The sequence below is a fragment of the Streptomyces sp. NPDC006435 genome (assembly GCF_040612315.1).
GTDB lineage: Bacteria > Actinomycetota > Actinomycetes > Streptomycetales > Streptomycetaceae > Streptomyces.
Genome location: NZ_JBEXPY010000001.1, coordinates 119671 through 144838 on the forward strand (window position 1 = coordinate 119671; position 25168 = coordinate 144838).

Sequence of the window (25168 nt, forward strand, 5' to 3'; positions counted from 1 at the left end):
CCGGTGACGGAGAGTGGAGGCCATGTCCTCCGAGGAACTCCAGGCGATCGAACTGCTCGGCCGCGTCCCGTACGGTCGGCTGGCCACGAGCATGCGGGCCCTTCCGTTTCTGATGGTGGCGCGCCACGTCGTGATCGACGGCCGGGTGTTCCTGCGGCTGCACGGCGGCTTCCGCTACCACGACTCCTGCGACGGGGCGGTCGTGGCGTACGGCGCGGACAACTTCAACACGGTGGCCCCGGGGACGGGGAACATGCTCCCGGGGACGGGCAGCGCGACCCCGGGAACGGGCAGCGTGCCCCCTGGGGCGGGCAGCGTGCCCCCTGGCGCGGGGAACGGCGAGGTCGTGGGCGGCGGCGAGGCCGTGGACGACGGCGAGGCCGTGGACGACGGCGAGGCCGTGGACGACGGCGATCTGTGGGCCGTGCAGTTCACCGGACCTGCCCAGGTCGTGCGCCCGACGGCCGAGCAGCGGGAACTCTTCGGCACGGCCCCGGCCCGGGTGAACGGCGAGCCCTTCGCCCCGGCGTATCTCAGGCTCGACCCGCACTTCGTCTCTGTGCACACTCTGGGCTTTCACGCAAGTGAACCAAAGCAATACGTAGCGTGATCTAACATTTGGTGAGTGCCGCGCTCATCTGTCACCCTTTCTTCCGCTCCGTCGGTAGCCCTCTCCTCCGCTCCACCGGTCGGCGAACTGCCGCGCCCGTCCACACCCCACCGACCGGGGCGCCCGGTCCCACCCGTGGACGAGGTACTGCGCCGATACCCGGACGCGGGCGAGCCCCTGACCTGCAAACCCGTCACCCAGGGGCTGCTCAACCACGGCTACCGCGTCTCCACCACCCGCGGCTCCTTCTTCCTCAAGCACCACCTCGACGACACCACCGGCGACCGCGCCACGATCGTCCGCCAGCACCGCGCCACCCAGCGCCTGCAGTCGCTCGGCGTGCCCGTGGCCCCGCCCGTGGCGGACACCGAGGGCGGGACGGTCACGGAGATCGGCGGCCGGTGCTACGCCCTGCACCCCTGGGTGGACGGGCTGCACCGGGCGGGCGCCCAGCTCACCACCGCCCAGTCGGAACGGCTCGGCTCCCTGCTCGGGGCCGTGCACACCGGGCTCGAACAGGTCATGGAGGAGGGCGCCGGCCCGGCGTACCGGACCGGCGGCCACCACAGCCCCGACCCCGTGGAAACGTTCACGCTGATCGACGAGCTGCTGGCCGCCGCGCGTCGGCGACGGCCCCGGGACGCCTTCGACGAACTGGCCGAGCACCGCCTCCTGGAGCGGCGCGTCCTGCTGGAACAGCACGCCGACCGCAGACCGCCCACGCCCGACGTCCCGGCGACGGGCTGGGTGCACGGCGACTTCCACCCGCTGAACGTCCTGTACCGGGGCGCGGACCCGGTCGCGATCCTCGACTGGGACCGGCTGGGCATCCAGCCGCGCGCGGAGGAGGCGGTGCGGGCGGCGGCGATCTTCTTCGTGCTCCCGGCCGGAAGGCTGGAGCTGGAGAAGGTGCGGGCGTACGCGCGGGCCTACCGGCGGGCGGCCGGGGCCGGGGCGGCGGAACTGGCCGCCGCGGTGCACCGGGTGTGGTGGGAGCGGCTCAACGACTTCTGGATACTGCGCTGGCGGTACTGCCTGCACGACCGGAGGGCCGACCCGCAGTTCCCCGCGGTGTCGGCCCTGGCGGTCTGGTGGACGCGCGAGTACGAAGCGGTGCGCGAGGCGTTCACGGAGTGAGCCCGACCGGGCCGTCCCGGAACCAGAAGGAACGGGAAGGGGCCGGAACCGGAAGGGGCGGGAAGGGGCGGGAACGGGAAGGGGCCGGAACCGGAGTGTCCGGTCCCGGCCCCGACCCGTTCCGGGCCCGTCAGGTCACTGGCCGGCGCCCGCCGCGGCGCCGGCCGCGGCCGATGTGCCGGCGGGAGTGCCCGCGGTCGCCCCGGTCGAATCGCCGGTGCCGCCGTTGTCCGTGCCCGTGCCGCCGTTGTCCGTGCCGGTGCCGCCGTCGTCCGTACCCGTACCGCCGTCGTCGGTGCCGGTGCCGCCGTCGTCCGTACCAGTGCCGCCGTCGTCGGTGCCCGTACCGCCGTTGCCCGTGCCCGGCGTGGACGGTCCGGTGGTCGGCGGCTCGTACGTCTGGCTCGGGGTGGTGGACGGGGAGTAGGTCCGCGACGGGGGCGTGTTCTCCTGGTTGCCGGTGGAGTTCTCCGGCGTCTGGCTCTCCTCGGTCTCCTCGTCGCTCGGCTCGGAGGAGTCCTTCGTCGGGGACGGCGAATCGGAGTTCGTCACCGGCGGTTTCTTCTCCTTCGTACCGCCGGTGTTCGCCGCGTTGACCGCGATGGCGACGCCCGCGCCGATCGCGATCAGGGCGAGCACGACGAACAGCCACAGCTTGCCGCGACCGCCGCCGGAACCGCCCTGGCCGCCCTCGTAACCGCCGTCGTCGGGGTTCATCGGCGGCAGGATCGGGCCCTGCGAGGTGTCCCCGTGGTGCGGCGGGTGGCCCATCGCCATCGTGCCCCCGGTGACGCCCGCGGGCGGGGTGTGGCCGCCCTCGTGCACCGCGACCGGGCCGGTGTTCCACGTGTGCGTGTGGCCGCCCTGCACCTGGAGCATCTGCAGGCCGTACTGGACGAGGCCGCGCATCTCCTCGGCGCTCTGGAACCGGTCGTCCGGGTCCTTCGCGAGCGAGCGCATGACCAGCCCGTCCAGCTCCGGCGGCACCGCGTTCAGCACCTCGGACGGCGGGACCGGGATGTCCTGGACGTGCTGGTACACGACGGAGAGCGGCGTCTCACCCGTGAAGGGGGGCCGCAGCGCCAGGAGTTCGTACAGCAGACAGCCGGTGGCGTAGAGGTCGGAACGGTGGTCGACGGCCTTGCCCAGCGCCTGCTCGGGGGAGAGGTACTGCGGCGTGCCCATGACCATGCCGGTCTGGGTCATCGTCGACTGCGCGCCGTGCAGGGCCCGCGCGATGCCGAAGTCCATCACCTTGACCGCGCCCGAGTTGGTGATGATCACGTTGGCGGGCTTGATGTCACGGTGGACGATGCCGTGCTGGTGCGAGTACGCGAGGGCCTCCAGCACCCCCGAGACGATGATCAGAGCCTGCTCGGGCGGCGGGGCCTCGGCGCTGAGCAGCAGATCGCGGATGGTGCGGCCCTCGACGAGCTCCATCACGATGTAGGGGACGGTCTGCCCGCCCACCACGTCCTCGCCGGAGTCGTACACGGCGACGATCGCATGGTGGTTCAGGCCCGCCACGGACTGCGCCTCGCGCGTGAACCGGGCCTTGGAGACCGGGTCCTCCGCCAGGTCGGAGCGCAGGAGCTTGACCGCGACCGTGCGGCCGAGCCTGACGTCCTCGGCCGCGAAGACCTCGGCCATGCCGCCCCGGCCGAGGCGGTGGGTCATCCGGTAGCGCCCGTCGCCGACGACGCCGTCGATGCCCCAGGAGTCGGTGCCATCCGAAACTCCGCCGCCGTTTGCTTCGGAATCGGGTGCCATCAGTCCTCGCCGTCGTATCTGTCCGCGCGTCCGCGTGCTCACGGTGTCTGGGGCCTTCCGTTTCGGATCGCGCCGGGCCCGTGGGACCGGCGCGATCCGAAACGGAAGGCCCCAGCTGCATTGCCACGCCACGCTACAGCCTCCACCGGACACCCCGTGGCCGACAGGGGCGGGTCATCCGACCGCCCGGCGCGCCTTCCGCACGAAATCCGTGCCGTTCCTGTAACGCTTCCGAGACGCTTCTTGTGCGTAGGGTCACGGAACGGGCACCTGGCTTGACGTGTCGTACCCCTGGGGCAGACTTGGCGCGTAAATAGGGATGATCGCGTCAGTCGCGCCGAGGGGGAAGCAAGTCATGAGCCAGGACGGCGCACACGGCGCTCAGGGGCGCTACGCGGGCGGTTCGGTCGCCGGCGGGCGCTACCAACTGCGCGATCTGCTCGGCGAAGGCGGGATGGCGTCCGTATACCTGGCGTACGACACCGCGCTGGACCGCCAGGTCGCGATCAAGACCCTGCACACGGAACTGGGCCGCGAGCAGTCCTTCCGCGAACGCTTCCGGCGTGAGGCCCAGGCTGTCGCAAAACTGCAGCACACCAACATCGTCTCGGTCTTCGACACCGGCGAGGACGAGCTCGGCGGCGCGCTGATGCCGTACATCGTCATGGAGTACGTCGAGGGCCAGCCGCTCGGCTCCGTGCTCCAGGCGGACGTCCGGAACCACGGCGCGATGCCGGCCGACCGGGCGCTGAAGGTGACGGCCGACGTCCTGGCCGCGCTGGACACCAGCCACGAGATGGGCCTGGTCCACCGCGACATCAAGCCCGGCAACGTGATGGTGACCAAGCGCGGCGTCGTGAAGGTCATGGACTTCGGCATCGCCCGCGCCATGCAGTCGGGCGTCACGTCGATGACGCAGACCGGCATGGTCGTCGGCACCCCGCAGTACCTCTCCCCCGAGCAGGCCCTGGGCCGCGGGGTGGACGCCCGCTCCGACCTGTACTCGGTCGGCATCATGCTGTTCCAGCTGCTGACCGGGCGGCTCCCCTTCGACGCGGACTCGCCGCTCGCGATCGCGTACGCGCACGTCCAGGAGGAGCCGGTCGCGCCCTCCACGATCAACCGGTCGATCACGCCGGCGATGGACGCGCTCGTCGCCCGTGCCCTGAAGAAGAACCCGAACGAGCGCTTCCCGAGCGCGGCGGCGATGCAGGACGAGATCGCCCGCGTGCTGAACGCGGGCGGTGCCACCGGCGCGCCGATGATCGTCGCGGGCGGCGGAGCCCCGACGAACAGCGGTTCGGGCGTCGGCTCGGCGGTCTTCCCGCCGGTCGACCAGTCCGGCGGCATGCCCCAGAGCGTTCAGACGCCGTACCAGCCGGGCCCGTACCCGTCGGGCGCCCAGCCGGGCCCGTACGGACCGACGACCCCGGCCCCCACCCCGGCGCCGTCCTACGGCTACCCGCAGTCGCCCCAGCCGTACCAGAGCCAGGCCCCGGCCCACCAGACCCCGCCGCCCTACACGGTCTCCCCGCAGCCCCAGACGCAGACCCAGCCGCGGTCCGGCTCGGGCGGCAGCGGTTCGAAGCGGAACATGCCGGTGATCGTGGGCGCGATAGTCGTCTCCCTGGTCGCGATCGGCGGGCTGATCACGGTGCTCTCGCTGAACGGTAAGGATGAGGACGACCCGAATCCGACCAAGTCGACGGTCGCCGGCGAGCACAAGCCGCCGGAGCGGAACCGGACGATGGAGACCGAGAAGTGCACGGACGCCATGGAGAACAACGACGACCCGAACAAGGTCGACGCTCCCAGCTTCCTGTACAAGGACATCCTCTCCGCACGGGCCTGCGCGGACGCGGCCGGCTGGACCATCAAGCCGATCAAGGTGCCCGGCAACACCTACGCGGAGGACCAGGTCATCGACCAGTTCCCGTCGTCCGGCACCGCCGTGCCGAAGCGGGGCGCCCACTTCGAGCTCCGCATCGCGACGGGCGACCCGGCCTAGTAACCCAGCAGGAATCCGACGAGGACCGGCCTGCGACCGCCCGCCCCGACCAGGGATTTTCTGCCACACCATCTCCTGGTCATGGGTGGGCGACACGGCTCCGAATCGACCGCATCGATATGTACAGCCTGCGTACATTGCACCCGTGGCAAAAATCCATGCGAAGAGAATGCACGCCCGAAAAAACCTGCTCGGACTGACCGCCGCATGCATCACGGCAGCGGTCACCATTCCCGTGGCCGCATCCCCGGCAGCGGCAGAGTCCGTCGGGGCTTCATGCAGCATCCGCGGCGCCAAAGGGCGGGGCTCATGGGAGTTCGTCGATGCCAACAGCATCAAGAACGTGAATCTCACGGTCACCGACACCGCTGCCGATGGCCATCATGTGACCATCCAACTGACCACGGTCGATCGCAACTTGAAGTCGCACAGCTGGAAAAGGCACCACGTGTACGACGGGAAGGGCGCCTCGCACACGTGGACGACGTCCGCCACGGACAGCAGGGGACTCAAGTACGTGTACATCGAGGTCAATCTGATGGACGGTGACGAGTCGCTCGAAATGTGCAACGACCGGTCCATCACCAATCCCTACATCTGACCTGACGCAGCCCCGAAGCGCGGCCTTCAGGAACAAGCGCCCGGGAGCCGCCGGATTCGGCCGCCCCTTGCCGGCTCATCAAAATTCCCTCGGGTGATAACTCATACGAAAAACCTTTGGGATCATTCGTCGGCACCCCACCCCGAGTGACAAAGAAATCCCCTGGGCACACATTCAAAGATCGGCCGTTTTCACTCCGGCGCATTGCATCAGGATGCCGGACGCATCGTCACATGTGACGCTGTGCCCATGTCTCCAGGACTTCTGCCTTCAGGGATTCTGTCTTCAGGATTTCTGTCTGCGCATCCCACACGGTGCGTGGCCTGCCTGGTGCTGACGGCGGGCGCGGCGCTGGGGGCTGCGGCGGGCGAGGCGCGGGCCGACCAGCATGCATCCGCCTTGCCCCCGGGGCCGTTCAGCGTGCCGGCCTCGGCCACCTCGGCCGGATCTCCTTCCGCCGCGTTCTCCCGGGTGCCCGGCGCCGAACCTTCGGGCGAGGGGGCGGGGGAGGGGCAGGACGACGAGCCGGACGAGGGGGCGGCCGGGAAGGCCGGTGAGAAGACCGACGAGGGGGAGGCCGAAGGGGACGCCACTCCTTCGGGCTCACCATCGGGTACGTCCTCGGGTACGCCTTCGGGGCCGGTGACGTCCGCCCCCTCGGGCGACGGACCGGCCGCGCCCGCGCCTCCGGGCGCTCCGGCACCCGGCTCCCCCTCCGGTTCCGCGTCCTCCCCCCAGTCGCCTTCCTCCTCCTCGTCCTCCTCCGCTTCACCCTCCGGGGCCGGGGCCGCCTCCGGCGAGGGGGCTTCGCCTCCCGACGCGCAGTCCCCGCTGGCCGGGCGCGAGGCCGGGGAGGGGCGGTTGCGGCCCGGACGGCAGTTCTCGCCGTGGGAGTTCGCGCACGCGGACGGCCTGCTCGATCCGCCGGAGGATCGGCCCCCGGCGACCGATCCGGGGCCGGCACCCGTCGCCACCCCCGCACAGATCGCGCCCACCAGGGCGGAACCGGCCCCGCGACAGGCCCTGGACGCGCCGACCGTGAGCCAGGTGAAACAGGTGTCGCTCGGCATGGGAATCGCCCTGATCGGGCTGGGGCTGGCCTTCCTGGCGTTCCGCATGCGCCGCCCGAACTGACCCCCCGCCCGAGCCCCCGACCGGCCCCGGACCTCCCGGCGGAGGCTTGCGTCGAACAACATACTCGGTATACATACTGAGTATGTCGATCCGCCACGGGCTGCTGGCCCTCCTGGAGCGGGGCCCCCGGTACGGCTCCCAGCTCCGCACCGAATTCGAATCGCGCACCGGCTCCACCTGGCCGCTCAACGTCGGGCAGGTGTACACGACGCTGGGCCGGCTGGAGCGTGACGGCCTGGTCGTCCAGGACGACGAGGACGACCAGGGCCACGCCCTCTACGCGATCACCGACGACGGACGCACCGAACTGCGGAACTGGTTCGAGACGCCCGTCGACCGCAGCAGCCCGCCCCGGGACGAGCTGGCCATCAAGCTCGCGATGGCGGTCGGTGCGCCCGGGGTGGACATCCGCGCCGTCATCCAGTCCCAGCGCCGCCACACCCTGAAGGCGATGCAGGACTACACCCGGCTCAAGGCCCAGTCGCTCACCTCCGCCCCGTCCAACCGCGACGAGGTCGCCTGGCTGCTCGTACTGGAGCAGATGATCTTCCAGGCGGAGGCCGAGGCCCGCTGGCTGGACCACTGCGAGACCCGGCTGGTCCGTCTCGCCGAGGCCGCCGCCACGGAGCCGGAGCCCGAGGTCCGTACGCCCGGCCGCGCCGCGCCCCGTACCGCCCGCGCGCGCAGCCGACGCTGACCCGCACCACGAACCACGCACCACGCACCACAGGCCACTCGCGGCGGACCATGCACCGCGCTCCGGCGGGCGGGCCGCCAGGCCGCCCGCCGGTCCGCCGGTCCGGCCGTCCGACGAGCCACCCGGCAGGACGACGCCCGCCGACCCGTCGCGGCCCCGTCGTCCCGTCGCCACACACCCGTTCCTAGGGGGGAACCACCCGCCATGTCCTCGCACGCCCCGTCCCGATCCGCAGCACCCGCCGGTTCGCCGCCGCCGGCCGGTACACCGGTGCTCGAACTCCGGGCGCTCACCCGCACCCACGGCTCCGGCATCGCCGAGGTGCACGCCCTGCGCGGCATAGACCTCCGCGTGCACGCCGGTGAATTCGTCGCCGTGATGGGCCCCTCGGGCTCCGGCAAGTCGACCCTGCTGACCATCGCGGGCGGCCTCGACACCGCGACCGGCGGCCAGGTGATCATCGAGGGCCAGGACATCGCCGGCCTCGGCCGCAAGGGCGTCGCCGCCCTGCGCCGCCGCAGCGTCGGCTACGTCTTCCAGGACTACAACCTCATCCCCGCCCTCACCGCCGCCGAGAACATCGCCCTGCCCCGCGAACTCGACGGCGTCTCCGTCCGCAAGGCCCGCAAGGAGGCGCGGGCGGCGCTGGAGGAGATGGGGCTCCTGGAGATCGCCGAGCGGTTCCCGGACGAGATGTCCGGCGGCCAGCAGCAGCGGGTCGCGATCGCCCGTGCGCTGGTGGGGGACCGGCGTCTGGTGCTCGCCGACGAACCGACCGGGGCCCTCGACTCCGAGACCGGCGAAGCGGTGCTCGCCCTGCTGCGCAGCCGCTGCGACCAGGGCGCGGCCGGGGTGATGGTGACCCACGAGCCGCGGTACGCGGCCTGGGCCGACCGGGTCGTGTTCCTCCGGGACGGCTCGATCGTCGACCAGTCGCTCACCGCCGACGCCGACTCCCTGCTCACTGTCGGAGCCACCGGAGCCACCGGCTCCGCAGACATCAACGGCACCACCGGAATCACCGGGACCGCCGAGTGAGCGTCTTCACGGGCTGGCGCGCGGCCCTACGGATAGCCCGGCGCGACGCGCTGCGGGCCAAGGGCCGCAGCGCGCTGGTGGTCGCGATGATCGCCGTACCGGTGCTCGGCGTCACCGCGCTCGACGTGACGTACCGCAGCGCGTATCCGACCACGGCCGAACGGCTGACGGCCGAACTGGGCTCCGCCGACGCCCTCTTCAGGGACCCGCGGAGCGGCCCCATCGAGCAACTGCCCGACGGCGAGATGTACATGTCCGTCGACGAGGAGGCCGTCCCGGACGAGAGCGGCCCGGCGATCGACATCGGCACCACGTTCCCCGAGGGCTCGCGGGCGATCGACATCCGGTCCGCCCCGGCGGACGTCACCACCGCGTACGGCATCACCAACACCGACATCTTCGAGATCCGGATCTCGGACAAGATGGTCCGCGGCATGGTCGACCTCGTACGCGGCTCCTACCCGCACGGCGCGGGCGAGGTCGCCGCCACCGAGCCGTTCCTGGAGTCGACCGGGCTGGACGTCGGCTCGACCACCACCGTGCGCAACTCCGGCAGGACGTACCGGATCACCGGCGTCGTCGAGAAGCCGGACGCGCTGAAGACCGAGGCGCTGTACGCCGAGCCCGGAGCGGTCCTCGCCCCGTGGAAGAACAGCGCCGAGAACGACAAGAAGGTGCTTCCGCCGAACGAACGCCCCGTGCAATGGCTGGTCGATGGCCCCGTGGGGGCAGGAGTGACCTGGCCGGACATCCTCCGGGCCAACAAGTCGGGTGTTCTCGTCAAGTCCCGTCAGGTCGTGCTCGACCCGCCGCCGGACTCCGAGGTCCCGCTGGCCGGGAAGGGCTACCAGTCGTACGTGGGCGGTTCCGAGGAACTGAGCGTCGCAGTCGTCACCGTGGTCGCCATGGCGATCCTGGAGATCGTGCTGCTCGCCGGGCCCGCCTTCGCGGTCGGTGCGCGTCGCTCCCGCCGTCAGCTCGGTCTCCTCGGCACCTGCGGCGGGGACCGGCGCCATGTCCGGGCCGTGGTGCTCGGCGGTGGTCTCGTGCTCGGCGGAGTCGGGGCGGTGACCGGTGCGGTGGCCGGGATCGGGCTCACCGCGGTGCTCCGCCCGCTACTTGAGAACCTGGTCGGACACCGCTTCGTCTCTCTCGAACTGCGGCCGTTGGAACTGCTGGGCATCGCGGCGTTCGGCCTGGTCACCGGCCTCCTGGCGGCGTTCGCCCCGGCGATCGTGGCGAGCCGGCAGTCCGTGCTCGAATCGCTCACCGGCCGTCGCGGTGTCCGCCGTTCCTCCCGGGTCCTGCCGATCCTGGGCTGCTGCGTCCTGACCATCGGCACCGGCGTCGCCGTCTACGGCGGCACCACCGGCGACTCGGGACTGGTCTCCGGCGGTTCGATAGTCGCCGAGCTCGGTCTGCTCGCCTGCATCCCGGTGCTCGTCGGTTTCCTCGGCCGGATCGGCCGGAGGCTGCCGCTCTCGCCCCGGATGGCGCTGCGCGACGCGGCCCGCAACCGCGGCCGTACGGCTCCGGCGGTCGCGGCCGTGATGGCGGCCGTCGCGGGATCGGTGGCCGTCGCCACGTACATGTCCAGCTCCAAGGCCGAGAACGAGTTCGACTACGTCCCCACGATGACGCAGGGCACCGTTCTCCTATCCTCCTCCTACTCCGCCGAGGCCGATGTCGCCGAACGGCTCCCGCGGGCCCGGCCCGCCGTCGAGCGGAGCCTGGCCACCACCGGCAGGCGCGCCGACTACCGGCGGGTCTGGGCGGGCAGCGACTGCAACGTCTACGAGTCCGAGAGCTGCGGCTCGCTCGAAATGGTCGTACCCGCCGGAAAGGACCACGCCTGCCCGCTCACCGGCAAGGGCGCCAAGGCACTCGCCGCCCGGCTCTCCGCCGACGAGCACAAGGAACTGATGCGCTCCCCGGCCTGCCTGACCCGCCTCATGCCGTCGGGCATCTTCAACTCCGACATGAGCAGCATCATCGTCGCGGACGAGGCCCTGCTCGACGTCTACGCGAAGTTCTCCGACCCCGCCGCCGCCGAGGCCCTGGCGGCGGGCACCCCGGTACTGCTCAACAAGACGTACGCGAAGAACGGCGAGGTCACCATCAAGGCGGTCCACCGGTACAGCAAGGAGGACAAGAAGAACCGGGCACAGCACCCGGGCAGGCCCCGGACCACCACGGCGAAACTGAAGGTGTACGTGGCGCCCGAGAAGTACGCGGCCACCCCCGGGATCAGCATGGTCATGCCGCAGAGGACCGCGGAACGGCTCGGCCTGCACACCTCGCCCGCCGGAAGCGTGTACACCGCCGCCCACCCGCCGACGGACGCCGAGCTCCAGCGGGCGCGCGCCGCGATCGACCAGGCCGGCGGCGGACTCTGGGTGCAGGCCGAATCGGGCCCCTACAAGATGGAGGACACCATGCTGGTGATCCTCACCCTGCTGGCCGGACTGGTGACCCTGGGCGCCGCGTCGATCACGACGGGCCTCGCCAAGGCGGACGCCGAGGCGGATCTCAACACGCTCAGCGCGGTGGGCGCGCCCCCGGGCGTACGGCGGAAGCTGTCCGGCTTCCAGTGCATGGTGGTGGCGCTCACGGGGGTGGTGCTCGGCACGCTGGCGGGTCTGGTGCCCGCGGTGGCGCTGCGCCTCGTCGACCTGCGCGAGGCGCTGAAGACGATGCGCGCGGAACCCATGGAGTCGGCGTACACCCCGATCGTGCTGCCCTGGAGCACCATCGGCCTGCTCGTCGTCGGGGTTCCGCTGCTGGCCGGGCTGCTCGCGATGGCGTTCACCCGCTCGCGCCTCGCCCTGGCCCGCCGGGCCGGATGACGGCACGAGTGACGGTACGGGGGACGGCACCGGCGACGCGGATGGCGGTACGGGCCGGAGAGCCGGTGCCGCGGACCGTCGCCGGGTGACGGCGCGATCGGCCGATCCAGTGCCCCCGCGAACGGTGGATCAACCGTTCGCGGGGGCACCAAGGTGTTGTACGGCAGGTGTGCGAGACAATGTCGCCATGGAGATGCCGAGGAATGAACGGTCGCAGGAGCACCCCCAAGTCCTCGTGGTGGGACAGGACGGCATGGCGATCGGCGGCGGTGGCGGTGGCACTGACGACGAATCGCGTGAGGTCCCGGTGACGGAGATGGTCGAACAGCCCGCGAAGGTCATGCGCATCGGCAGCATGATCAAGCAGCTCCTGGAGGAGGTCAGGGCGGCTCCTCTCGACGAGGCGAGCCGGGTCAGGCTCAAGGAGATCCACGCCGGCTCCGTGAAGGAGCTGGAGGACGGCCTCGCGCCGGAGCTGGTGGAGGAGCTGGAGCGGCTCTCCCTGCCGTTCACCGACGAGTCCGTGCCCTCCGAGGCGGAGCTCCGGATCGCCCAGGCCCAGCTGGTCGGCTGGCTGGAGGGCCTGTTCCACGGCATCCAGACGACGCTGTTCGCCCAGCAGATGGCGGCGCGGGCCCAGCTGGAGCAGATGCGCCGCGCCCTTCCGCCGGGCAGCGTCCACGAGGACGAGGACGGCAGCGGGGACCCGCACGGCGCCCTGCGGTCGGGCCCGTACCTCTGATCCACCGCCACTGACAGCCCACGTCCACCGGGCCGGACGCAGAACCGCTTCCGCCCCCACATACCCACAAGTCCCACAGCCGACAGCCGACAGCCGACAGCAACGTACCGCCGAGGCCCGGCGCACAGGTCATGAACCAGGTGCGCCGGGCCTCGGTCGGTCCGTGCATCAGCCCGCGGGCGCCCGCAGCAGCACCTTTCCGACGTGTCCGCTCGACTCCAGCACCCGATGGGCCTCGGCGGCCTCCGACATCGGCAGCGTGCGGTCCACAACCGGCCGGACGATGCCGTCGGCGATCAGCGGCCACACGTGTTCGCGCACCGCGGCGACGATGGCTGCCTTCTCGGCGAGCGGACGGCCGCGCAGCGAGGTCGCGGTGACGGCGGCCCGCTTGTTGAGCAGGGCCCCCAGGTTCAGCTCGCCCTTGACGCCTCCCTGGAGGCCGATGACGGCCAGCCTGCCATTGACGGCGAGCGCCTTCACGTTCCGGTCCAGGTACTTCGCGCCGACGATGTCGAGGATGACGTCCGCGCCGGCCCCGTCCGTCGCCTTGCTCAGCTCCTCCACGAAGTCCTGCTCCCGGTAGTCGATCAGGATGTCGGCCCCGAGCTCCGCACAGCGCGCCAGCTTCTCCGGTCCCCCGGCGGTCACCGCGACCCTGGCCCCCACGGCCTTGGCGAGCTGGATCGCCATCGTGCCGATGCCGCTGGACCCGCCGTGCACCAGCAGCGTCTCGCCGGGGCGCAGGTGGGCCACCATGAAGACGTTCGACCAGACCGTGGCCGTCACCTCGGGCAGCGCCGCGGCCAGGACGGGGTCGATCCCGTCCGGTACGGGCAGCAGCTGCCCGACGGGCACGGCCACCTTCTCCGCGTATCCGCCGCCCGCGAGCAACGCGCAGACCTGGTCCCCGACCGACCAGCCGGTGACGCCGGGCCCGACCGCCGAAATACGGCCCGCGCACTCCAGACCGGGATACGGGGAAGCGCCGGGCGGCGGGTTGTAGAAGCCCTGCCGTTGCAGCACGTCGGCACGGTTGACCGCGCTGGACACGACATCGACGAGGACCTCGCCCTCACCGGCCACCGGGTCGGGCACCTCTGCCCACACGAGTGCCTCGGGGCCACCGGGTTCGGGGATCGTGATCGCATACATGGCCGCGAGGCTACTCCGTACCCCCCGGCGGACCACGAAAGCGAACCACGTCGGGACCGAGCCGAGCCGCGCCGATCCAGGCCGAGCCGCGCCGCGTCGCGTCGAGCCGCGTCGGGGGGAAACCGCTCCGGCTACGAACGCGGCATGGGCGGGGGCTGATTGTCCGGCGGCAGGTCGTTCGTGGCGCGCACGATGGTGATCAAACGGTCCGTCAACTGCAACGGGCTGGCCGCCGGATCGTCGTAACCGAGCAGCCGGTGTCCCCGCAGCACGCTGACCACCAGGTCGTCCGTCTCCCGGACGCTCTTGCCCACCTCGGCCTTTATCACCGGCCGTTCGACGAGGTCGAGCCCGCTGCCCTGCTGGATCAGGTCCTCCATCACCGTGCCCGCACTGGGGCTGAGGACGGAGAGGCCCAGCAGCCGGCCCGCCGCGCTGGCACTGGTGATCACGGCATCGGCCCCGGACTGCCGGAGCAACGGCGCGTTCTCCTCCTCGCGCACCGCGGCGACGATCTTCGCGCCGCGGTTGAGCTGCCGGGCCGTCAGCGCCACCAGCACCGCCGTGTCGTCGCGCTGGGTGGCGATGATGATCTGACGCGCCTTCTGGAGCTCCGCCCTCAGCAGGACGTCGCTGCGCGTCGCATCACCGATCACACCCACGAACCCTTCGGCGTTGGCGATCTCGATCACCTTGGACGCCGGGTCGACGATGACGATCTGTTCCTTCTTCAGGCCGGTGGCGCGCAGGGTCTGGATGGCCGAGCGGCCCTTCGTCCCGAAGCCGACGACGACGGTGTGGTCACGCAAGTTGGTTCTCCAACGCTTCAGCCGAAAGTCCTCCCGGGTCCGTTCCGTGAGGACCTCGAGAGTGGTGCCGACCAGAATGATCAGGAAGAGCACCCGCAGCGGTGTCACGAGCAGCACATTGGTGAGCCGGGCGCCGTCCGCGTACGGGGTGATGTCGCCGTAACCGGTGGTGGAGAGCGTGACCGTCGAGTAGTACACCGCGTCCAGCAGATCGACCCGGTCGTCGGCGGCGTCGTGATAGCCCTCGCGGTCCATCCAGACGATCAGCACGGTCACGGCAAGCACCAACAGCGCCATCAGCAGCCGCTTGGCGACCTGCCGGGCCGGTCCGTCGACGACACGTCTCGGCAGCAGCACCCGCGTGGGCAGGGCCTTTTCGTCGGCACGCCTGGCCATCGCGTCGTGGCCGGGAAGTTTCACGTGAAACGCCCTTCCGTCCACGGCAGCGCCGAGGCCCACGGTAGGTCGAGGATCTCCACCTCGGTGCCGGACCGTACCCCGCCGGGCGGTACGACGGCCAGACCGTCAGCAGCAACGATCCCACGAAGCATCGCCGGACCGTTGTAGTGCAGTGGTACGACGTACTCGCCGCTGCCGCTCCCGGTTCCCATGCCGCCCCTGCCGTATCCGCCACCGGTTCCCGAGCCGCCACCGTATCCGCTGCCCGTTCCGCCCGCGGAGCCGCGTCCGCCACCCGGTACGCCGGTGAGGCCGACGGCGGACGCCGCGGGTCCGGCGGCCCGGCGGGCGACGGGCACGAGCCGGGTGTCGTGCGGATGCCCCTGCACCTCGTCACGCACGACGGCCCGGCGCACCGGTTCCGGCATTCGACCGGTCAGCCCGTGCAGCAGCGGAGCGGCGAGGGTGAGGAGCGCGGAGACCGCGGCCAGCGGATTGCCCGGCAGCCCGACGAGGTACGTCCTCCTCTCGTCGTCTCCCTTACGAGCCCCCGCTCCCGCCCCCGTGCGCGTCCCCGGCTTCCTGAGCCCGGCCAGGAGCATCGGGTGACCGGGGCGGACGGCGACCCCGTCGACCAGCAGCTCGGCCCCGATCCCGGCAAGCACCGGATGGACATGGTCGACCGGGCCTGCGGCCGTGCCCCCGGTGGTGACGACCAGATCGGCATCCGTACTGGTCAGAGCATGCCGCAGGGCTGCGGCGTCGTCGCCGAGCCGCTGCGGGCCGGACACCTCGGCGCCCAGCGCGCGCAGCCAGGGACCGATCATCGGGCCGAGCGCGTCACGGATCAGGCCGTCGTGCGGCAGCCCCTCGGTCAGCAGTTCGTCGCCGAGGACGAGGACGTCGACCCGGGGCCGGGGCGCCACGACGAGCGTGTCGTACCCGGCCGCCGCGGCCAGACCGAGAACGACGGGGGTCACCACGGCCCCGGCGGGCATGAGCCGGTCCCCGGACCGGCACTCCTGCCCGCACGGCCTGATGTCCTGCCCGGGTACGACCGGACGCGTCGCGTGAAGCAGCCCCTTGGCCTCGTCCACGCGCGCGTGTTCGCTGCGGATCACTGCGTTGGCGTTCGCCGGAATACGGGCCCCGGTGGCGATCCGTACGGCATCCCCGTCGGGCAGCGGTGCGGGAACACTCCGCCCGGCGAGAATGCCCGGTCCCCGGCCCGGCCCCGTCCCCGTCCCCGTCCCCGACGCCGGACCGGCCCCGGCCTCCTTCTCGTCCGCCCCGGCTCCGTCCCCTTCCCCGGTCACGGGAACCTCGCGGACGGTCCACGGTCCCGGCCCGGAAACGACCCAGCCGTCCATCGCGGAAGTGTCGAAGGACGGCAGATCGGTGAATGCGACGAGCGGCTCGGCGAGTACGTGGCCGAGCGCCCGGTCGAGCACGAGCCGAACGGTCCGTGCGGCCGCCCCGCGCCCGGCCCGAGCCGCGAGCGCACGCGCCTCCCGCCAAGGGACCGACGTCTCGCGCCGGCCATGCCCCGGGGCCCGGCCGGCGCCCCCGCTCACCGGCACCGACCCGACCGGCCGGGGCTCCGGAGGATCCGCCCCGCCCGAGGAATCCGCCCCGCCCGAGGAATCCGTACTGCCCGAGAAAACCACCCCGTTCGGGAAGTCCGCCCCGCTCGGGGAATCCGGCCGATCCCGGCAGACCTGGTGCTCCGGATGTTCCGGGTGCTCCGGGTGCTCCGGGTGTTCCGGGTGTTTCGGGTGTTTCGGGGATCGGGAACCCGTGAGGTCGGGGCGCGTCCCGGGGTGGGGTCGGCCCGCCGGACGGGGATCGTCGACCGTCCGGCGCCTGACCAGTGCGAGAGCCTCCTCGACGGCCCGTTCCTCCTCCGAGGCCGGATCGGGGGCCGGTCCGGGAACCCAGCCGGGATCGGAGTCGGGACCAAAGGCAGGACCGATCCCGGAGGCAGAAGCATGGACGGCCCCGGGAACAGACACGTGGTCCGCCGTCGGCCGCCGGGCACCGGCCCCGCTGTCACGAGCCGTCATTGCGTCTCGTTCTCGTCCGCCCAGCGGCGGGCGAGCGCGGCGGCCTTCCGGGCGGCTTCGGCCACCGCCTCCACGGCACCGTCCCCGTCCCCGCCCCCGTTCCTGTCCTGGCTCGCCTTCGCCGCCGCGTAACCGACCAGAAAGGTCGTCAGCGGCGCGGCAGGCCGGGCGACGCCGTGGGCGGCATCACGGGCGAGGTCGAGCAGGACGTCGGTGTCGACGTCGAGTTCGATCCCGAGTTCGTCCTTGACTGCGGTGATCCATTCGTCCAGCACGACCCCATGCTCTCTGATGCGGGCCCGGGCCGACGCGATGTCCTTCCAGGTGTCGCAGTCGAAAGAGGCCAGGGGGTCGCCCTCCACCCGCGCGAGATCGAGTTCGTGCGTCAGCAGGCGCAGCGGGAGTCCGGACAGTCCCCCGTGCTCGGTGGCGAGCAGCGCAAGCTCCCGCCGCAGCGGTTCGGCACCGTAGACGGCGACGAGCGGCTGGTCGCGCCCGTCCTGATCGACGCACAGCGCTCCCTCGCGCCGCCCGTCCTCCGCGGCCGCCAGCAGCGCTCCGACGGTGTCGGCCCCCAGGAACGGCAGATCCGCGGAGAGCACGAGGACCCGCTCCGCCGTGGTCAGCCGGACCCCGGCGTCGAGCGCGGCCAACGGACCGCCGCCCCGCGGCACTTCGTACGTCCAGGTGACCGCACGCGCAGTGGGCCGACGCCCGCCCACCACGACCGTCGTCGAGGCGTCGGCGCAGGCCGAGAGGACCCGGTCGAGCAGCGCACGGCCACCGACCCGGATTCCCGGCTTGTCGGCGCCGCCGAGCCGCTCGGCGGCCCCTCCGGCAAGGACGATGGCGTCATAGGCGGTCATGCGTCCGAGTATGCGGGCCGCGCTCCCGCACCGTTCCCCCGCGTCCGTGTTCCCGTGGGCCCGCCGAAGCACGGACACGAGGAAAAAGAACGCGGAACACGAACACGGGAAACACGAACACGGAGAACACGAATGCGGCGCGGGAAACGCAGGCACGGAGCGGAGACGGAGCGGAGACGGGCGCGTAGGAAGCAGCCGCGGGGGAAGCAGCCGCGGGGAAAACAGGTCCCGCGACTGCTTCCGCCTACAACGTGCGCAGCAGTACTGCCGGTTGTTCCACGCAGTCGGCTATGTAGCGGAGGAACCCACCGGCCGTACCGCCGTCGCAGACCCGGTGGTCGAAGGTCAGCGAGAGCTGGACGACCTGGCGCACGGCCAGCTCGCCCCCGTGCACCCAGGGCTTGGGCACGATCCGGCCGACCCCCAGCATCGCCGCCTCGGGGTGGTTGATGATCGGGGTCGATCCGTCGACCCCGAACACCCCGTAGTTGTTCAGCGTGAACGTGCCGCCGGTCAGCTCCGCCGGGGTCAGCCGCCCGGCCCGTGCCGCCTCCGTCAGCCGGGCGATCTCGGCTCCGATCGACTCCGCGTTCCGGTCCTGCGCGTCCCGCACGACGGGGACCACCAGCCCGCGGTCGGTCTGGGCCGCGAACCCGAGGTGGACCTCCGGCAGCCGCACGATCTCCCGCGCCTCCAGGTCCACGGTGGAGTTGAGCTCGGGGAACCGGGCCAGTGCGGCGGTGCAGATGCGCGCCAGCAGGGCGAGCACGGACACCTTGGGACCGGCCGTCGGCCCGCCGGCACCGTTCATCGCGGCTCTGGCCGCCATCAGCTCGGTGGCATCGGCATCGACCCAGCACGTGGCGTCGGGGATCTCCCGCCGACTGCGTGCCAGCTTGTCGGCGACCGCGCCCCGCACACCGCGCAACGGAATCCGCTCCGCGCCCGCGGTCGCGGCCCTGCGCGCCGCCGACGGCCGCGCCGCCGACGCATCCGCCACTGCCGTCCCGGCCGTCGCTGTTCCCGCCGTGGGAACAGCGGTCGACAAAGGTGTGGCCGGCTCCTCCAGCATCCTGATCGCGGCCTCGACATCGGCCCGCAGGATCAGCCCGTCCGGCCCTGAACCCGCCAGTTTCCGCAGGTCAAGACCGTGCTGCCGCGCCAGCTTCCGTACCGGAGGGGAGACGACGGCCACCGGGCCCGGCTCCGCGACCGGAACCGGAGCGGCGGCCCCGGCCGCCGCCTCCGCGGACACCCGCGCCATCGACGCCTCGGGGCGGATCCGCCGCCGACGCGCCACCGGTGCGCCCGTCCCGTACCCGACCAGCACATTGCCGGACGACTCCGCCGCACCGGCACCGGAACCAGCACCGGCACCGGAGACCGCCCCGCCGCCGGAACCACCGCCGGAGCCGGAGCCGGCGTCCGCACCGGCACCGCGTCCCGTCTCCTGCGGCGACCCCACCGCGACCGTCAGCAGCGGTGCCCCGACCGGGAGTTCGGACCCTTCCTCGCCGAACCGCGCCGTGACCACGCCCCCGTACGGGCACGGCACCTCCACCATCGCCTTGGCCGTCTCGACCTCGACGACCGGCTGGTCGATGGCGACGACATCGCCGACCTCCACCAGCCAGCGCACGATCTCCGCCTCGGTGAGTCCCTCACCGAGGTCCGGCAGCTTGAATTCGAGTACCTGGGCCATCAGCTCTCCGCCTCCCACTGCAAGCGGGCGACCGCGTCCAGCACCCGGTCCACGCCCGGGAGATGGTGCCGCTCCTGCATCGGCGGCGGATACGGGATGTCGAACCCGGCTACGCGCAGCACCGGCGCCTCCAGGTGGTGGAAGCAGCGCTCCGTGATCCGGGCCGCGATCTCACCGCCCGGACCGCCGAACCCGGAGGACTCGTGGACGACGACCGCACGCCCCGTGCGCCGCACGGAAGCGGCGACGGTCTCGTCGTCGAACGGCACCAGGGAGCGCAGGTCGACGACTTCGAGGTCCCAGCCCTCCTCGACGGCCGCTTCCGCGGCCTCCATGCAGACGGGCAGCGAGGGCCCGTACGTGATCAGCGTGGCGCTGCGCCCGGTGCGGCGGACCACGGCCCGGCCGATCGGTTCCACGGCCACCGGAGCCTCGGGCGACCAGTCGGCCTTCGACCAGTAGAGCCGCTTCGGCTCCAGGAACACCACCGGGTCGTCGGAGGCGATCGACGCCCTCAGCAGCCCGTACGCGTCCTCGACCGTGGCGGGCGTGACGACGTGGAGGCCGGGCGTCGCCATGTAGTACGCCTCGGAGGAGTCGCTGTGGTGCTCCACCCCGCCGATCCCGCCGCCGTACGGCACCCGCACCGTGATCGGCAGCGGCATGGCGCCGGCCGTCCGGTTCCGCATCTTCGCGACATGGCTGATGAGCTGCTCGAAAGCCGGGTAGGCGAAGGCGTCGAACTGCATCTCCACCACGGGCCGCAGCCCGTACATCGCCATGCCGACCGCCGTGCCGAGGATGCCCGCCTCGGCCAGCGGGGTGTCCGTGCAACGGTCCTCGCCGAACTCCTTCGCCAGACCGTCGGTGATCCGGAAGACCCCGCCGAGCGTGCCCACGTCCTCGCCGAGCACGTGCACCGTCGGGTCCTGCGCCATCGAGTCGCGCAGCGCCCGTCCGAGGGCCTGCGCCATCGTGGCGGGCTTGGTCCTCGCCGTCCGCTCCCCGGTGGCAGCCGCCGCCGTCGTCATCGCCGCTCCTCCACGTCGTCGTGGCCGTGCCGGTCCTGCTCCGCGTCCAGTTCGACGCGCAACCGGGCTTCCTGCTCCCGGAGTTGCGCGGTCCGCTCCTCGTAGACGTGGGCGAACAGGTCCATCGGGTTCAGCACCGGGTCGGCGTTCATCCGCTCGCGCAGGGCGGCCGCCATCCGGTCCGCGGCCTCGCGCGCCTCCTCGATCCCCTCGTCACCGAGCAGCCCCCGCCCGGTCAGCTCCCGCTCCAGGATCCGGATCGGGTCGTGCTCGCGCCACGCCTCCACCTCGCTGTCGACGCGGTAGCGCGTGGCGTCATCGGCGTTCGTGTGGGCGTCCATGCGATAGGTCACCGCCTCGACGAGCGTCGGGCCGTCCCCGCGCCGGGCCCGTGCCACCGCCTCGCCGAGCACCTGGTGCACGGCGGCCGCGTCGTTGCCGTCCACCAGACGGCCCGGCATCCCGTATCCCACGGCCTTGTGCGCCAGGGACGGCGCGGCCGTCTGCTTCGCCAGCGGTACGGAGATCGCGAAGCCGTTGTTCTGCACGAGGAAGACCACCGGGGCCCGCCAGACCGCGGCGAAGTTCAGCGCCTCGTGGAAATCGCCCTCGCTGGTCCCGCCGTCGCCGACCATGGCCAGCGCCACCACGTCGTCGCCCTTGAGCCGGGCCGCGTGCGCCAGCCCCACCGCGTGCGGCAACTGGGTGGCCAGGGGAGTGCAGAGCGGGGCGATGCGGTGCTCCCGCGGGTCGTAACCCGTGTGCCGGTCACCGCGCAGCAGCGTCAGCGCCTCGACCGGGTCCAGTCCTCGCGCCACCGCCGCGAGGGTGTCGCGGTAGCTGGGAAAGAGCCAGTCCTGCTCCTCCAGCACCAGGGCGGCCGCTATCTCGCAGGCCTCCTGGCCCGTGCTCGACGGGTAGACGGCGAGCCGGCCCTGCTTGGTGAGCGCGGTGGCCTGCGCGTTGTACCTCCGGCCGCGGACCAGCTCCGCGTAGAGGCGCAGAAGCAGCTCGGGATCGGCGTCCGCCACGGCGTCCGTACCGAGCACGCGGTACGGCTCGGGGTCCGGGAGCAGCGGCGCGGGATCGGTGAGCGGCTTCCAGGCCGGGGGCGGCGCGGGCCGGTAAGCAGCCGCGCCGGGCAGCTCCTGGACCGTCATGACAAGCACCTCCTGGCGTCGAGGGGTTTCGAGCGGCGTCTGTCGGCATCGGGGGATGGTCCGATGCCGAGGGGTGTCGAAATACATCGAAATGTCGAGCACTGGCCGAGGCGCCGGTGCGGCGTTCCTCACCTACCGATTGTTCGGTCGCGAGCGCATTTTGGCTACAGGCGCCTCCAGCCTGTGGACAAACGGTTCTCCACAACCTGGGATAGAGGCAGGTCGTCCAGGACGGGGAGGCACGGGCACATGTCAGCTGAACAAATGGCCGCCGGTGGAGAGGATCCCGGCCGGCTCCCGCCGGCCCGCCCCCTCGACGCCATCGACCGCGACATCCTGCGACTGCTCCAGACGGACGGACGCGCCTCGATCCGGTCGGTGGCCGACCGCGTCCACGTGTCGCGGGCCAACGCCTATGCCCGCATCAACCGGCTCCTCGACGACGGCGTGATCCGCGGTTTCAGTGCACGCGTGGACCACGAGCGGGCCGGGCAGGGCGCCTCCGCGTACATCACGCTCAAGATCGTCCAGAATTCCTGGCGCACCGTGCGCGAGCAGCTCCAGGCACTGCCCGGGGCGACCCACATAGCGCTGGTCAGCGGCGACTTCGACGTGCTCCTGCTGGTGCACACCCCGGACAACAGGTCGTTGCGCGAGCTGGTCCTCACGAAGATCCAGGCCATCCCGGAGGTGCTCTCGACCCGCACGCTCCTGGTGTTCGAGGAGACGGACCTGGCGCCGGGCCCGGACAGGCCCACCGAACTCACCTGAAACACGTGTTCGCGGGCCCCGACCGGCCGGGAACGCCCGGGGCCCACCCGCGCTGCCCGCACCCACCGGCCCCGACCGGTCGAGAACGAGCCATTCGACGGCCAATGGTTCAACGGCTCGACGGTCGGCGACTCGACGGTCGGTGGCTCGACGGTTCGACGGTCAGTGGCTCGACGGTCGGTGACTCAGCGGCTCAACGGCTGGCGCGCATGCCTTCGAAAGCCACCCGGACCAGCGTGTCCGCCAGCTGCTCGCCGTCGGCCCCGCCGTCCGGCAGCGGGCGGTACCACTCGACCAGCGAGTTGACCATTCCGAAGAGCAGCCGGGTCACCAGTCGTATGTCCACGTCGGAACGGAGGTCGCCGTCCGCGACCGCGGCCTTGAGCAGCTCGGTCACCCGCTGGTCGAACTCGCGCCGCCGCTCCATCGCCCAGCGTTCCGTGTTCGTGTTGCCCCGCACGCGCAGCAGCAGCGTGACATAGGGAAGCTCGGCTATCAGCACGTCGACGGTGCGGCGGGTGACGTACTCGACCCGCTCGATCGCCCGCCCCCGCGTCGCTCCCGGCTCGTCCAGAATCCCGAAGAGCCCGTCCAGCGCCCGGCTGACCGCCCGCCGCAACAGCTCTTCCTTGCCCGCGACATGGTGGTAGATGGACGACTTGGAGATGCCCGCCGCCTTGGAGAGATGCTCCATGGACGTGCCGTCGTAGCCGCGCTCGTTGAAGACACGGACGGCGACGGTGAGCAGGGTCTCCGGGGTGTACGTGTCCCGCTTGGCCGTGGTCATGTCCGCGATCCTCCCCTACGAGTTGTCCACAGGTTTGGCGGGCCCCCTTGTCCCGACCGATCGTTCGGTTACTCTAACTCTGTCCGCCCGTCCCTGCCCAGCTCGACGAGGAGTTGGTCCGTCATGGCCGCCGAGCTCTCCCCGCAACTGCTCTCCGAGAAGCACCGACCCACGCTCGACCGGGCCCTCGACGCGATCCGCACGCGCGCCTACTGGTCCCCGCACCCCGAGCACCCGAAGGCGTACGGCGAGGGCGGGGCGCCCGGCAGCCTGGGCCCCGCCGAGGGCAAGGCCGCCTTCGACGCCGTGCTGAACACCCGGCTCGACCTCGGCCAGCCCGGCACCGACGGCTGGACGGGCGGAGAGGTCTCTCCGTACGGGCCGGAGCTGGGCGTGGAGTATCCGCACGCCGACCCGGACGTCCTGCTGCCGGCGATGCGTGCGGGGATGGGCGCCTGGCGGGCGGCGGGTCCCGAGACCCGGGCCCTGCTCTGCCTGGAGATCCTGGCCCGGATCAGCGCCCGAACCCACGAGTTCGGCCACGCCGTGATGCACACCAGCGGCCAGGCCTTCATGATGGCGTTCCAGGCAGGCGGCCCGCACGCCCAGGACCGCGGCCTCGAAGCCGTGGCGTACGCCTACGAGGAGCAGATCCGCACGCCGGGAAGCGCGGACTGGTCCAAGCCCCAGGGCAAGCGCGACCCGCTCCAGCTGCACAAGTCGTTCACCGCGGCACCGCGCGGCGTCTCGCTGCTGATCGGCTGCAACACCTTCCCCACGTGGAACGGCTACCCCGGCCTCTTCGCCTCCCTGGCCACCGGCAATCCCGTGCTGGTCAAGCCGCACCCGCGCGCCGTGCTGCCGCTCGCGCTCACGGTGCAGCTGGCCCGTGAGGTGCTCGCCGAGGCGGACTTCGACCCCAATCTGGTCGCGCTGGCGACCGAGCGGCCGGGCGAGGGCATCGCGAAGACCCTCGCGCTCCGCCCCGAGATCAGGATCATCGACTACACCGGCTCCACCGCGTTCGGCGACTGGCTGGAGGCCAACGCCCGACAGGCCCAGGTCTACACGGAGAAGGCCGGGGTCAACACGATCGTCGTCGACTCCACGGACGACTACCGCGGCATGCTGTCCAACCTGGCGTTCTCGCTCTCCCTGTACAGCGGCCAGATGTGCACGACCCCGCAGAACCTGCTGATCCCCCGGGGCGGCATCACCACCGACGCCGGCGACAAGTCGTACGACGAGGTGGTGGCCGACATCGCCGGTGCGGTGACCGGCCTGCTGGGCGACGACGCCAGGGCGAACGCGCTGCTCGGTGCCCTGGTCAACCCGGACGTGAAGGCACGCCTGGAGGCGGCGCAGGACCGGGGCGAGGTCGCCCTGGCCTCCCGCGAGGTGGCCAATCCCGAATTCCCCGACGCCGTGGTCCGCACCCCCGTCGTCGTCAAGCTGGACGCCGCCAAGCCGGACGACGAGGAGCACTTCCTGTCGGAGTGCTTCGGGCCGGTCGCCTTCGCGGTGGCGGTCGACTCGACGGCCGACGCCCTGGACCTGCTCCGCCGCACGGTCCGGGACAAGGGCGCGATGACGGTCGGCGCGTACACCACCTCACCGGAGGTGGAGAGCGCGGTGGTGGACGTCTGCCTGGACGAGTCGGCCCAGCTGTCGCTGAACCTGACCGGCGGCGTGTACGTCAACCAGACCGCGGCCTTCTCCGACTTCCACGGCTCGGGCGGCAACCCGGCGGCGAACGCTGCGCTGTGCGACGGGGCCTTCGTGGCCAACCGCTTCCGCATGGTGGAGGTCCGCCGCCAGGCGTGATCACCGGGTGAGGTGTGG

General features: G+C 71.8%; 20 protein-coding genes and 1 pseudogene. 12 read left to right on the top strand and 9 right to left on the bottom strand.

The window, feature by feature from the left end:
• Positions 1-22: 22 nt before the first annotated feature.
• The 3 genes and pseudogenes from ABZZ04_RS00530 to ABZZ04_RS00540 form a co-directional block, all read left to right on the top strand.
• Positions 23-229 (top strand): annotated as a pseudogene (locus tag ABZZ04_RS00530) (pyridoxamine 5'-phosphate oxidase family protein); the annotation flags it as partial.
• On the top strand, positions 203-610 hold the full coding sequence (locus ABZZ04_RS00535; protein ID WP_356930241.1) for a hypothetical protein: 408 nt from the start codon (positions 203-205) through the stop codon (positions 608-610). The pseudogene ABZZ04_RS00530 and the gene ABZZ04_RS00535, both read left to right, overlap by 27 nt.
• 135 nt (positions 611-745) lie before the next feature.
• Complete coding sequence (locus tag ABZZ04_RS00540; protein ID WP_356929995.1) at positions 746-1747, top strand: phosphotransferase; 1002 nt, start codon at positions 746-748, stop codon at positions 1745-1747.
• Between the two features lie 135 nt (positions 1748-1882).
• Here the strand turns inward: ABZZ04_RS00540 and ABZZ04_RS00545 are convergent, their stop codons facing one another.
• The gene (locus ABZZ04_RS00545) at positions 1883-3517 is read right to left on the bottom strand and encodes a protein kinase (protein ID WP_356929996.1); all 1635 of its coding nucleotides are present in this window, start codon (positions 3515-3517) and stop codon (positions 1883-1885) included.
• Between the two features lie 355 nt (positions 3518-3872).
• On the opposite strand from ABZZ04_RS00545, the gene ABZZ04_RS00550 reads away from it, so the two are divergent.
• The 7 genes from ABZZ04_RS00550 (at position 3873) to ABZZ04_RS00580 (ending at position 12583) form a co-directional block, all read left to right on the top strand.
• The gene (locus ABZZ04_RS00550; RefSeq protein WP_356929997.1) at positions 3873-5525 is read left to right on the top strand and encodes a protein kinase; all 1653 of its coding nucleotides are present in this window, start codon (positions 3873-3875) and stop codon (positions 5523-5525) included.
• Between the two features lie 145 nt (positions 5526-5670).
• Entirely contained in the window at positions 5671-6126 is a 456-nt protein-coding gene (locus ABZZ04_RS00555) for a hypothetical protein (RefSeq protein ID WP_356929998.1), read from the top strand.
• Between the two features lie 318 nt (positions 6127-6444).
• Entirely contained in the window at positions 6445-7260 is an 816-nt protein-coding gene (locus ABZZ04_RS00560; protein WP_356929999.1) for a hypothetical protein, read from the top strand.
• Positions 7261-7342: 82 nt separating this feature from the next.
• Positions 7343-7957: a PadR family transcriptional regulator gene (locus tag ABZZ04_RS00565; protein WP_356930000.1), complete on the top strand. Its 615-nt coding sequence runs from the start codon at positions 7343-7345 to the stop codon at positions 7955-7957.
• Between the two features lie 204 nt (positions 7958-8161).
• The gene (locus tag ABZZ04_RS00570; RefSeq protein ID WP_356930001.1) at positions 8162-8995 is read left to right on the top strand and encodes an ABC transporter ATP-binding protein; all 834 of its coding nucleotides are present in this window, start codon (positions 8162-8164) and stop codon (positions 8993-8995) included.
• Positions 8992-11841 carry an FtsX-like permease family protein gene (locus ABZZ04_RS00575; RefSeq protein ID WP_356930002.1) on the top strand — a complete coding sequence of 950 codons (2850 nt, stop codon included), beginning with the start codon at positions 8992-8994 and terminating at the stop codon, positions 11839-11841. Before ABZZ04_RS00570 ends, ABZZ04_RS00575 begins: the two co-directional genes overlap by 4 nt.
• 187 nt (positions 11842-12028) lie before the next feature.
• A complete protein-coding gene (locus tag ABZZ04_RS00580; protein ID WP_148836906.1) occupies positions 12029-12583 on the top strand; it encodes a bacterial proteasome activator family protein in 555 nt (184 codons plus the stop codon).
• 168 nt (positions 12584-12751) lie between these two features.
• Here ABZZ04_RS00580 and ABZZ04_RS00585 read toward each other — a convergent pair whose 3' ends face one another.
• The 7 genes from ABZZ04_RS00585 to pdhA all read right to left on the bottom strand — a co-directional run bounded on the left by ABZZ04_RS00585 (position 12752) and on the right by pdhA (position 21768).
• Positions 12752-13738, bottom strand: a complete 987-nt coding sequence (locus ABZZ04_RS00585) for an NAD(P)H-quinone oxidoreductase (RefSeq protein WP_356930003.1) — start codon at positions 13736-13738, stop codon at positions 12752-12754.
• Positions 13739-13869: 131 nt separating this feature from the next.
• A complete protein-coding gene (locus ABZZ04_RS00590; RefSeq protein WP_356930004.1) occupies positions 13870-15006 on the bottom strand; it encodes a potassium channel family protein in 1137 nt (378 codons plus the stop codon).
• Positions 14964-17009, bottom strand: coding sequence for a molybdopterin molybdotransferase MoeA (locus ABZZ04_RS00595; protein WP_356930005.1), 2046 nt, complete (start codon positions 17007-17009; stop codon positions 14964-14966). The genes ABZZ04_RS00590 and ABZZ04_RS00595 overlap by 43 nt, the downstream gene beginning before the upstream one ends.
• Positions 17006-17875 (bottom strand): NTP transferase domain-containing protein, encoded by an 870-nt coding sequence (locus ABZZ04_RS00600; protein WP_356930006.1) that lies wholly within the window; start codon positions 17873-17875, stop codon positions 17006-17008. The genes ABZZ04_RS00595 and ABZZ04_RS00600 overlap by 4 nt, the downstream gene beginning before the upstream one ends.
• Positions 17876-18119: 244 nt before the next feature.
• Positions 18120-19577: a dihydrolipoamide acetyltransferase family protein gene (locus ABZZ04_RS00605; protein WP_356930007.1), complete on the bottom strand. Its 1458-nt coding sequence runs from the start codon at positions 19575-19577 to the stop codon at positions 18120-18122.
• Positions 19577-20608: an alpha-ketoacid dehydrogenase subunit beta gene (locus tag ABZZ04_RS00610; protein ID WP_148836911.1), complete on the bottom strand. Its 1032-nt coding sequence runs from the start codon at positions 20606-20608 to the stop codon at positions 19577-19579. Before ABZZ04_RS00610 ends, ABZZ04_RS00605 begins: the two co-directional genes overlap by 1 nt.
• On the bottom strand, positions 20605-21768 hold the full coding sequence (gene pdhA / locus ABZZ04_RS00615; RefSeq protein ID WP_356930008.1) for a pyruvate dehydrogenase (acetyl-transferring) E1 component subunit alpha: 1164 nt from the start codon (positions 21766-21768) through the stop codon (positions 20605-20607). The genes ABZZ04_RS00610 and pdhA overlap by 4 nt, the downstream gene beginning before the upstream one ends.
• A 249-nt stretch (positions 21769-22017) precedes the next feature.
• Here pdhA and ABZZ04_RS00620 point away from each other — a divergent pair, with 249 nt between their 5' ends.
• Complete coding sequence (locus ABZZ04_RS00620) at positions 22018-22539, top strand: Lrp/AsnC family transcriptional regulator (RefSeq protein ID WP_356930009.1); 522 nt, start codon at positions 22018-22020, stop codon at positions 22537-22539.
• Positions 22540-22732: 193 nt separating this feature from the next.
• On the opposite strand, the gene ABZZ04_RS00625 is transcribed toward ABZZ04_RS00620, so the two are convergent.
• Positions 22733-23326, bottom strand: coding sequence for a TetR/AcrR family transcriptional regulator (locus tag ABZZ04_RS00625; protein WP_356930010.1), 594 nt, complete (start codon positions 23324-23326; stop codon positions 22733-22735).
• Between the two features lie 123 nt (positions 23327-23449).
• On the opposite strand from ABZZ04_RS00625, the gene paaN reads away from it, so the two are divergent.
• Entirely contained in the window at positions 23450-25150 is a 1701-nt protein-coding gene (gene paaN, locus ABZZ04_RS00630; protein ID WP_356930011.1) for a phenylacetic acid degradation protein PaaN, read from the top strand.
• Positions 25151-25168: the final 18 nt, after the last annotated feature.

What these genes read in the sequence shown, in the direction of transcription:
- ABZZ04_RS00550 (WP_356929997.1), top strand. Translation starts at nt 3,873, where the DNA reads ATGAGCCAGGACGGCGCACACGGCGCTCAGGGGCGCTACGCGGGCGGT.
- ABZZ04_RS00565 (WP_356930000.1), top strand. Translation starts at nt 7,343, where the DNA reads ATGTCGATCCGCCACGGGCTGCTGGCCCTCCTGGAGCGGGGCCCCCGG.
- ABZZ04_RS00580 (WP_148836906.1), top strand. Translation starts at nt 12,029, where the DNA reads ATGGAGATGCCGAGGAATGAACGGTCGCAGGAGCACCCCCAAGTCCTC.
- ABZZ04_RS00620 (WP_356930009.1), top strand. Translation starts at nt 22,018, where the DNA reads ATGTCAGCTGAACAAATGGCCGCCGGTGGAGAGGATCCCGGCCGGCTC.
- ABZZ04_RS00585 (WP_356930003.1), bottom strand. Translation starts at nt 13,738, where the DNA reads ATGTATGCGATCACGATCCCCGAACCCGGTGGCCCCGAGGCACTCGTG.
- ABZZ04_RS00545 (WP_356929996.1), bottom strand. Translation starts at nt 3,517, where the DNA reads ATGGCACCCGATTCCGAAGCAAACGGCGGCGGAGTTTCGGATGGCACC.
- ABZZ04_RS00605 (WP_356930007.1), bottom strand. Translation starts at nt 19,577, where the DNA reads ATGGCCCAGGTACTCGAATTCAAGCTGCCGGACCTCGGTGAGGGACTC.
- paaN (WP_356930011.1), top strand. Translation starts at nt 23,450, where the DNA reads ATGGCCGCCGAGCTCTCCCCGCAACTGCTCTCCGAGAAGCACCGACCC.
- ABZZ04_RS00625 (WP_356930010.1), bottom strand. Translation starts at nt 23,326, where the DNA reads ATGACCACGGCCAAGCGGGACACGTACACCCCGGAGACCCTGCTCACC.
- pdhA (WP_356930008.1), bottom strand. Translation starts at nt 21,768, where the DNA reads ATGACGGTCCAGGAGCTGCCCGGCGCGGCTGCTTACCGGCCCGCGCCG.
- ABZZ04_RS00600 (WP_356930006.1), bottom strand. Translation starts at nt 17,875, where the DNA reads ATGACCGCCTATGACGCCATCGTCCTTGCCGGAGGGGCCGCCGAGCGG.
- ABZZ04_RS00570 (WP_356930001.1), top strand. Translation starts at nt 8,162, where the DNA reads ATGTCCTCGCACGCCCCGTCCCGATCCGCAGCACCCGCCGGTTCGCCG.
- ABZZ04_RS00595 (WP_356930005.1), bottom strand. Translation starts at nt 17,009, where the DNA reads ATGACGGCTCGTGACAGCGGGGCCGGTGCCCGGCGGCCGACGGCGGAC.
- ABZZ04_RS00610 (WP_148836911.1), bottom strand. Translation starts at nt 20,608, where the DNA reads ATGACGACGGCGGCGGCTGCCACCGGGGAGCGGACGGCGAGGACCAAG.